The organism is Christensenella sp. (assembly GCF_034927525.1).
Taxonomy (GTDB): Bacteria; Bacillota; Clostridia; order Christensenellales; family Christensenellaceae; genus Christensenella.
In genome coordinates this window covers 1-7221 of the sequence record NZ_JAYFPU010000246.1, presented here as the reverse complement: position 1 = coordinate 7221, position 7221 = coordinate 1, and the positions used below count along the sequence as shown (strand labels likewise).

Sequence of the window (7221 nt, the reverse complement as noted above, 5' to 3'; positions counted from 1 at the left end):
TTCGCTTTTCGGAAAACTCTTTTCGTACTTCCTCCCACTGTTCCTTTGCTTCAAATATATTTTGCGGTGGATTCTCTAACTCCACAATAGGGGAAAGCTTTTCGCCATTACTGGAGGACGCCGTTAAATACTTAAAATATGGGGACAGGCCATACTCCTTGTCCCACCAAAATGAATTGGCAAAATCATTACGTCTCTTTTGATTCCCCAAGACAGCGGCTGCCATGCCCCATGTTTCTTTTCCATCTGACACATGATCGGCAATATGGTTAAAGTAACGCAATGGCGGATCAAACTCATCATCAATTGTATCGATTCCCGGGAGCTCCCGGCTTATATTCTCAACCGCTTTATTGTTTGATGAAGCAACTACGATTTCATGTCCTAGCAACGAGGGATGAACTTGATACAGCACTTGATTATATCCGTTATTGTCACGATCTATTGCTTTCTTAAAAGCAGTGGACGGATCTTTGAATTTGACCATCGCGCAAGCTCTATTAAATACAATTTTTGCAATGATATCACGTAATAGGGTGGTCTTGCCTGTTCCTGGAGGGCCATTGATTCCTTCGATATCTGCTTGCCGCATTTCCCGAAACACATGATTGACGGAAGCCTGCTGCATCAAATACAAATTGTACCTTGATTTCGGTGTCCAGCGAATTTCAGGCATATATTCCGGTTGTAACACCTGTTTTATTAAAGCATCGTCAGTCAAAACATCCTGACGTCGTTCTTCTGGAATACCTCGCAGGTATTTATCCAAGCCAACGCCGATTTTTCCGGAGACAAATTCTTTTCGGATCTTTATTAGGTCATTAAGAAAAAAACTGTTAAGCAGTTCTGATTGAGGCGGCTCCACATCTTTTCGCTTATATACGACACGTATCGCAGCCAACCGGTTTAATGACAATGCTTTGGGCAGCTTAAGATGTTCTGTCATTTTCATATAGCAGCGTTCCAACTCCAACTGCTCAAGCGGCAGTGGTTCGTTGTCCTCATCCAAATGCACCAATGATTGGCTTAGCTTCGTCAGAAGGTCGCTTTCAATCTCCGGAAAGCCGGGGAGCTTTTGGGGCGTCTCATTACAAATTTGCCCCAATCCCCAGGCAAATGACGAAACACATCCGCTCCCAGTGTACGCACCTTTTTCATCGACAGTGAAAGAGATCATACCTGCTGTACCGGATGTGCGAAAGTTTTCTTCGGCAAAAGCATCTTCAAAAGTCTCAAGTATTTTTGAATAGGCTTCTTTTTGGGGGATTGCTCCTAAATACACAATCCAGAAAATGGTCGCGTCTTTTTCCAGATAAGAATATCTTGGGTCAAGCCAAGGTGGAGTGTCGGCGATATCCCATTCTACATATCGTTGCTTGTTAGGCGCTTCTTTCCCTGTGATATAATCACGCGGATCGGGAAAATCTTGCGGCGTTAGCACCTCGAGAGTAATCCATCCGGTAAGGACGTTATTTATTGTTTTGTTATCTGCAGTCATGAGCATAAGATCCTTACGATTTTATTTTAGATGAGGTTCTCGGCGTTCTTATTACTCACAACATTATAATTCTTATCTTCTGACACAATAATGGCAGTAACTCTATCATTAGTAGTATTAATATATGTGAGTGCCGAATTATAACGGGATCCAAGAGTCGCATCACCCGGAAAATCTTCATTAGCATTATTCATATAATTCCCCCAACCGAGAAATACAAAATATAAATACATTATATACTATTTGCTAGCGAATCGCAGTATATTCAAAAATTAATAGCGAAATTCTATTATATTAAATTAATAGCGGCAGACAACACTAAATACTTAATTGTAGCTATAGACTTGTAAATGAACAATTATCCATCCATATAAGTTTTACACCGTTTCGATGCATATATATTTAAAATACAAATCGTTCCAACATATGAACAAGCAGATTTTCATTAGAGGGTCATTCTATCTTTTTACCGTAACATGCTAACAATGCTAACCGAAAAAAGTTAGCAAAAAAATTATTACAGAGTATTCAGGATAACTACGTATCACTCCGACTACCAGATTCCGTGATTAGCATGGGAACTATGGTGCATTACAGACTACTTCATAATACACGGTATCACTCAGACTACGGAACTCCTAGGGGGTAGTTATCGGTTCGATTCCGGTCGTGGGTACCACACATGGAATGCGAAAATCCACCGAGCCAATAGGCGAACGTGGATTTTTTGCAGTCCAGCGGTTACTTTTGGCTTTAGCCAAAACGTAACGTCTGATTTGATGCGTGCGCAGAACCTTCGCTTTTCGCAAGATGCGCGCTTTTTTATTTTCGATGATTCTCCATTGTGCATATTTACTAAGAAGAATCGAACTGTTTTGCGGCTTCTTGCTAATAAGCCTCTTTTACCGATAATCAGCGCGTCTTTTTAGGTTCCTGCGCTCTGATTGCTTCAGCGAGCAGCTCTGCTCATATTTCCTGACGCTAAACTAAACACCCCTAGTACATCCATAATGCCGAAACCATTGTCGCGATCAGTACCGCTGAAACAATCCACGAAATCACCGAGACCACAATCGCGCCAATACCGCAGTATCTGCCCCAAACCGCCATTTTCTGCAGGTCTCCCTGTAGACTTTTTTTGGCAATATTACTGATTGCCATAGCAATAACGCCAAGGATAATCCCAACGAGCGGCACAAGCCATGCAAGTACAATCCCGACAATCCCGCATACAAGGCTGATTATTGCCATGGTTTTTGCATTCGGATCGGCAGGCTTGTCATAGGTTGTTTGCTGCATGTTAGGCTGCTGCGTGGAATAATACGAAGCTCCCGTCTCCTTTTGCATACCGCAATGCGGACATGCCCGCGCAGCGTCATCATACTGTTGGTTACACTTTTTACATATCATTTTTCATACTCTCCTATATCTGTTTATATTTTAATACTCAATAAAATTCATAATGGTGCAAAAGCATAAAAAAGAGCCCTCAAGGCTTCTGTCGCAATAATCACGCCGATTATCATGAAAAAAACGACAATAAGCAGTCCTATAGTCCCGCATACAATACCTCCTGTTGCGAGTCCCCGGTATTCCGTGGTCTTTGTTTTAGATACAACCCCAAAGACGATTCCCAATATCCCGAGGATAAAAGACAATGGCGCTAATAAAAAACAAAATAAAATACTTAAGATACCGCACACAAGCGACACCGCCGCAAAACCCAGCCCAGTCTTAGTTACTGCGTTATCCTTATATTGCCGCGCATAAGGAATGCCTGCCTGCATCTGCGGCTGGTAATAGCCTCCTGGGTCGATATTGGTTATATTTCCGCAATACGGACAATTGTACGCTGTGTCATTATACTGTTGGTTGCAATTCCTGCAAATCATAATTTCTCCTTTTCCTTAATTTTTTATTCCAGCGGGATCTCCGCAAGTTTTTACGATTTTATAAATTTGCCGTACGAAAATCAATAACCTCAAAGGGCATGGTATCCATATTTTTGTCTTCCGATCCCTTTTCTTCCATGCGGCATAAATCCGCAATGGTAGTTGTTTTCATTTTTCTTGTAATATCTTCTTCCATTGCGCGCAGCATTATATAAATACCGCACTGCCCAGCTTCATCATAGGGACATTCTTCCATGCATTTTGCGGTGCTATTCCGGTGACAGCATGGAAAAATTTCGACATTCCCTTCCACCGCTCTGACAACATCATATACAGTGATATTCTCACCTGCTTTGCACAGCGCAAATCCTCCCTTTGATCCCTGAATAGAATATACGATTCCTGCCCTCCTTAAATCCTTCATAAATTTCATCAAATACAGATAGGAAATTTTAAGAGTCTCCGAAAGGTCGCCAGCAGTAATTATTTTTTGTATACTACCTCTCACCGCCTTATTATTTTCTTTTTGCATAGAGATCAAAATCCGTAAACCATAGTCTGTTTTCAACGAAAGTCGCATTTTTTGCCTCCCTCTTTTCTCTTAACCCATGTATCCCGGTTCCAGTACGCCAATTACGATATAGCGCGCGTCATCAAACTCGTACGAACAAGTAGATAGTACGATAAAGCGATCTTCCCCCGTATATTCCACATTGCTTACAAATGTAGAATTGTGTGCGGCGTACTCCAAAAGGGACGAAAGATTTTCTTCGTAACGCCCGTCGGCACTACGCCGCTTCTTGTGCTTGTAAAGTCAAACTGCCTGTTCGCGGCCGACATAGTACGCACGCCGGTATCGGCGGCGGCGGTCGGTCCCGCGTCCTCGTTATCCCGGAAGGAGGCTGTATAGCCCGTTGCCGCCGTTTGCACGATCCGCACCTTGTAACCGAACGGCACATCTTTTATGTTCACGGTTTGCCCGTGCTTGAGGCGAAGAACCGCCTCGCCCGAGCTGCCCAGCGTGATCGTACCACCCGCGGGCGCGTTCGCTCCGGAACCGCTGATTGTCCCGCCTGTATAAGCAAACGTTCCTGTAAGCGGTGTTCCGCTTTCGTTCGCGAGATACACGGTGAAGCCGAAGTCCTTTGTCCTGTCGGCATACGATCCTGACACCATGTTGCTCAGCGTCATGTCATGCGTCGTGCGCTTATACATGGCATATAGTGTTTTATTCGACGTAATGGTAAAGGTATCTGCCGGCGCGTAGTGCGTTCCCGTACCATCGTTTGTGGTGCACCAGTAATCGATCTCCCACCCCGTGTCTGCTGCCAGTCCGGTTGCCGCCCATGCTTTCACTGTCACCGTATCGCCAACCACATACTGCGGCGTTCCCGCATCGGTATACGTCCTGCCCGAGGCGTTGTTTGCATCATAGGTGACCGTCGGGTTAAAGTGAAAGTTGATGTTGTCGTTATCCAGTAATGTACCGGGGAACGGATTCGTCGCGCGCGTTGTGAATGCCGCAGCGTTGGAAGGAGCAGTGAATGTTCCCGCCGATGTATTTCCGCTCACCGTACCGCCTGTTATACTGATACGCATGTACTTATTTGTATTGACTGGATCATTGTAATCATAATCCCCTGTATAAATACCACCGCCATCGACTGCCGCCGTATTGTTTGTAATACTGCCGCCGGTCATCGTAAACTGTCCGGTCCCGTCAAAAATGCCCACGCCACCGCCGCCGTATATCGACGTATTATTTGCGATACTGCCGCCGGTCATTATAAATGTGGCATTATAGACGTTTACGCCGCCGCCGATCCTGCCAATGTTGCCTGTGATGCTTCCACCGTTCATCGTGAATATTGCTCCGCCTTCGACTGTCACGCCTCCCGCAGGGCCAGTATTCGACTTGTAACATTTGGTGATTGTGGCTCCGGCATTCATCGTAAAACGACCGCTGCTTGAGTTTAGATATACACCGCCGTTGCCGTTGTTGCCGCTTGTCAACGCCTTACCCGAAAGCGTAACGTTCTCGACCGTCAGGCTGCCGTTGACATCTACTACAAAATGACCATATTGCATAGCACTGCCGAGGCTCTCATATTGCATCGTCAAGGTATACGGTCCGCCCGAGTCAGATTTCAATGTGATATTTTTGCTTCCCAGTATGATCGGGCTTGCTGCGCCGACCATCCCCAAACCAGTCACGTTCGTAATATCCGTATCATTTTCCGTTGCAACGATCGTATATGCCCCCGTGCTGCTCGCACCACAGGCGTTCACCGCATCTCTCAGCCAATGATACGAGCCGACTGGCGTAGTTGGCGCGCTGTCCTTATATACGATATATCTCTCATGGTTCCATTGCGCGTACAGCGTCATATTCCCCGAAATGGAAACCACTTGCCCGGCGGTATATGCCGTGCCCGTACCGTCCGCCTGCGTGTTCCATCCAAGGAAAGTAAAGCCCGGCGCACTTATACCAAACCCGGCCGTCGTATCGGTAACCGTCGTGATCATCGACGAACCTGCAATAACATTGGTAGACTGCACATAATCCGGCAACGTCGTCCCGTTGTTCGCCTTATAGGTTACAGCATAGCCGATCCCGTAGTTGATGTTATCGTTATTCAGTAATGTACCGGGGAACGGGTCTGTCGCGCGCGTCGTGAACGCCGCAGCGTTAGACGGGGGCGCGTACGTCCGACCGGATGTATTTCCGCTCACCACCGCGCTGCCTGAAATGGCAATGTTCGAGTATTTGCTGACATTGGCAGGATTGTGATAGTCGTAATCTTCGCTGTATATCCCGCCGCCTTCCTTTGCTGTGTTTCCCGTGATGCTACCGCCAGTCATCGTCATCCGTCCGCCCATGTAAAGGTATACGCCGCCGCCTTGACCAATAGACGACATATTGCCCGTGATGCTGCCGCCGTTCATCGTGAACAAGGCGCTACTCCCGGAAACAAACACACCACCGCCTGAAGCGCCGACACTGTTAACGCCTTCGTTCCCCGTGATACTGCCGCCGTTCATCGTAAAGCTGCTCCCGCAGCGCACGCCGCCCGATGCGCCGCCCGCACTTTTATTATTACTAATGACACCGCCGTTCATTATGAACGGTCCGGATATATCCACCCCGCCGCCCGTGCTGGAACCGGCATAGCATTTTGTGATCGTCGTGCCAGCATTTATGGTCAGCTTGCCTCCGGCAAGACCCCTTACGCCGCCGTTTGTCTGATTTCCGCTCGTCACTCCGGTGCCGGAAAGCGTGATATCTTCAAGCGTCAGTTCTCCGCCGGACGCGATCCCAAAATGCCATGGAGACCCTGAACCGGACGATACTACGCGCGTTTGTGTCAGGACATACGGCCCTCCCTCATCGGATTTTACGGTAATACTTTTTCCATTTGGTATGTTGACCCAGTTTCCAGCGCTGCCCGCCACGTTGTTCATATCCGGGTCGTCTTCTGTCGCGACGATGGTGTAAGATGATCCGCTGGCGCCGCTGGTCGTCCCGCACGCCGCAACCGCGTCTGCCATCAGGCGGTATGTGCCAACTATCGTAGTTGGCGCGCTATCCTTATATACCTGATAGCGCTCCGCCTTCCACTGGGCGTACAACGTGAGGTTATCTGAGATCATAATTGATTGACCGGCCTTATACGATGTGCCTGTGCCATCCGCCCTCGTGTTCCAACCTACAAAAACAGTTTTTGGTGGTTGTGAGGAAAACCCGGCATTTGACTGCGTAACGGTTAGTAGATTTCCCGCTATGGTTTTCCTAATGGTTGTAAGCTGGACATAATCCGGTTCGGATGTGCC

4 protein-coding genes and 1 pseudogene are annotated in these 7221 nt (G+C 47.1%); all 5 read right to left on the bottom strand.

From position 1 onward, the window contains the following. A pseudogene (locus tag VB081_RS10370) lies at positions 1–1498 on the bottom strand (hypothetical protein); the annotation flags it as partial. Positions 1499–2494: 996 nt separating this feature from the next. Beyond that, positions 2495–2908, bottom strand: coding sequence for a DUF4190 domain-containing protein (locus VB081_RS10365; RefSeq protein WP_323400748.1), 414 nt, complete (start codon positions 2906–2908; stop codon positions 2495–2497). Positions 2909–2955: 47 nt separating this feature from the next. Then, the gene (locus VB081_RS10360; protein WP_323400747.1) at positions 2956–3285 is read right to left on the bottom strand and encodes a DUF4190 domain-containing protein; all 330 of its coding nucleotides are present in this window, start codon (positions 3283–3285) and stop codon (positions 2956–2958) included. A 163-nt stretch (positions 3286–3448) separates the two neighbouring features. Next, positions 3449–3958, bottom strand: a complete 510-nt coding sequence (locus VB081_RS10355; RefSeq protein WP_323400746.1) for an RrF2 family transcriptional regulator — start codon at positions 3956–3958, stop codon at positions 3449–3451. A gap of 149 nt (positions 3959–4107) precedes the next feature. Beyond that, positions 4108–7173, bottom strand: a complete 3066-nt coding sequence (locus VB081_RS10350) for an InlB B-repeat-containing protein (RefSeq protein WP_323400749.1) — start codon at positions 7171–7173, stop codon at positions 4108–4110. Positions 7174–7221: the final 48 nt, after the last annotated feature.

What these genes read in the sequence shown, in the direction of transcription:
- VB081_RS10360 (WP_323400747.1), bottom strand. Translation starts at nt 3,285, where the DNA reads ATGCAGGCAGGCATTCCTTATGCGCGGCAATATAAGGATAACGCAGTA.
- VB081_RS10365 (WP_323400748.1), bottom strand. Translation starts at nt 2,908, where the DNA reads ATGATATGTAAAAAGTGTAACCAACAGTATGATGACGCTGCGCGGGCA.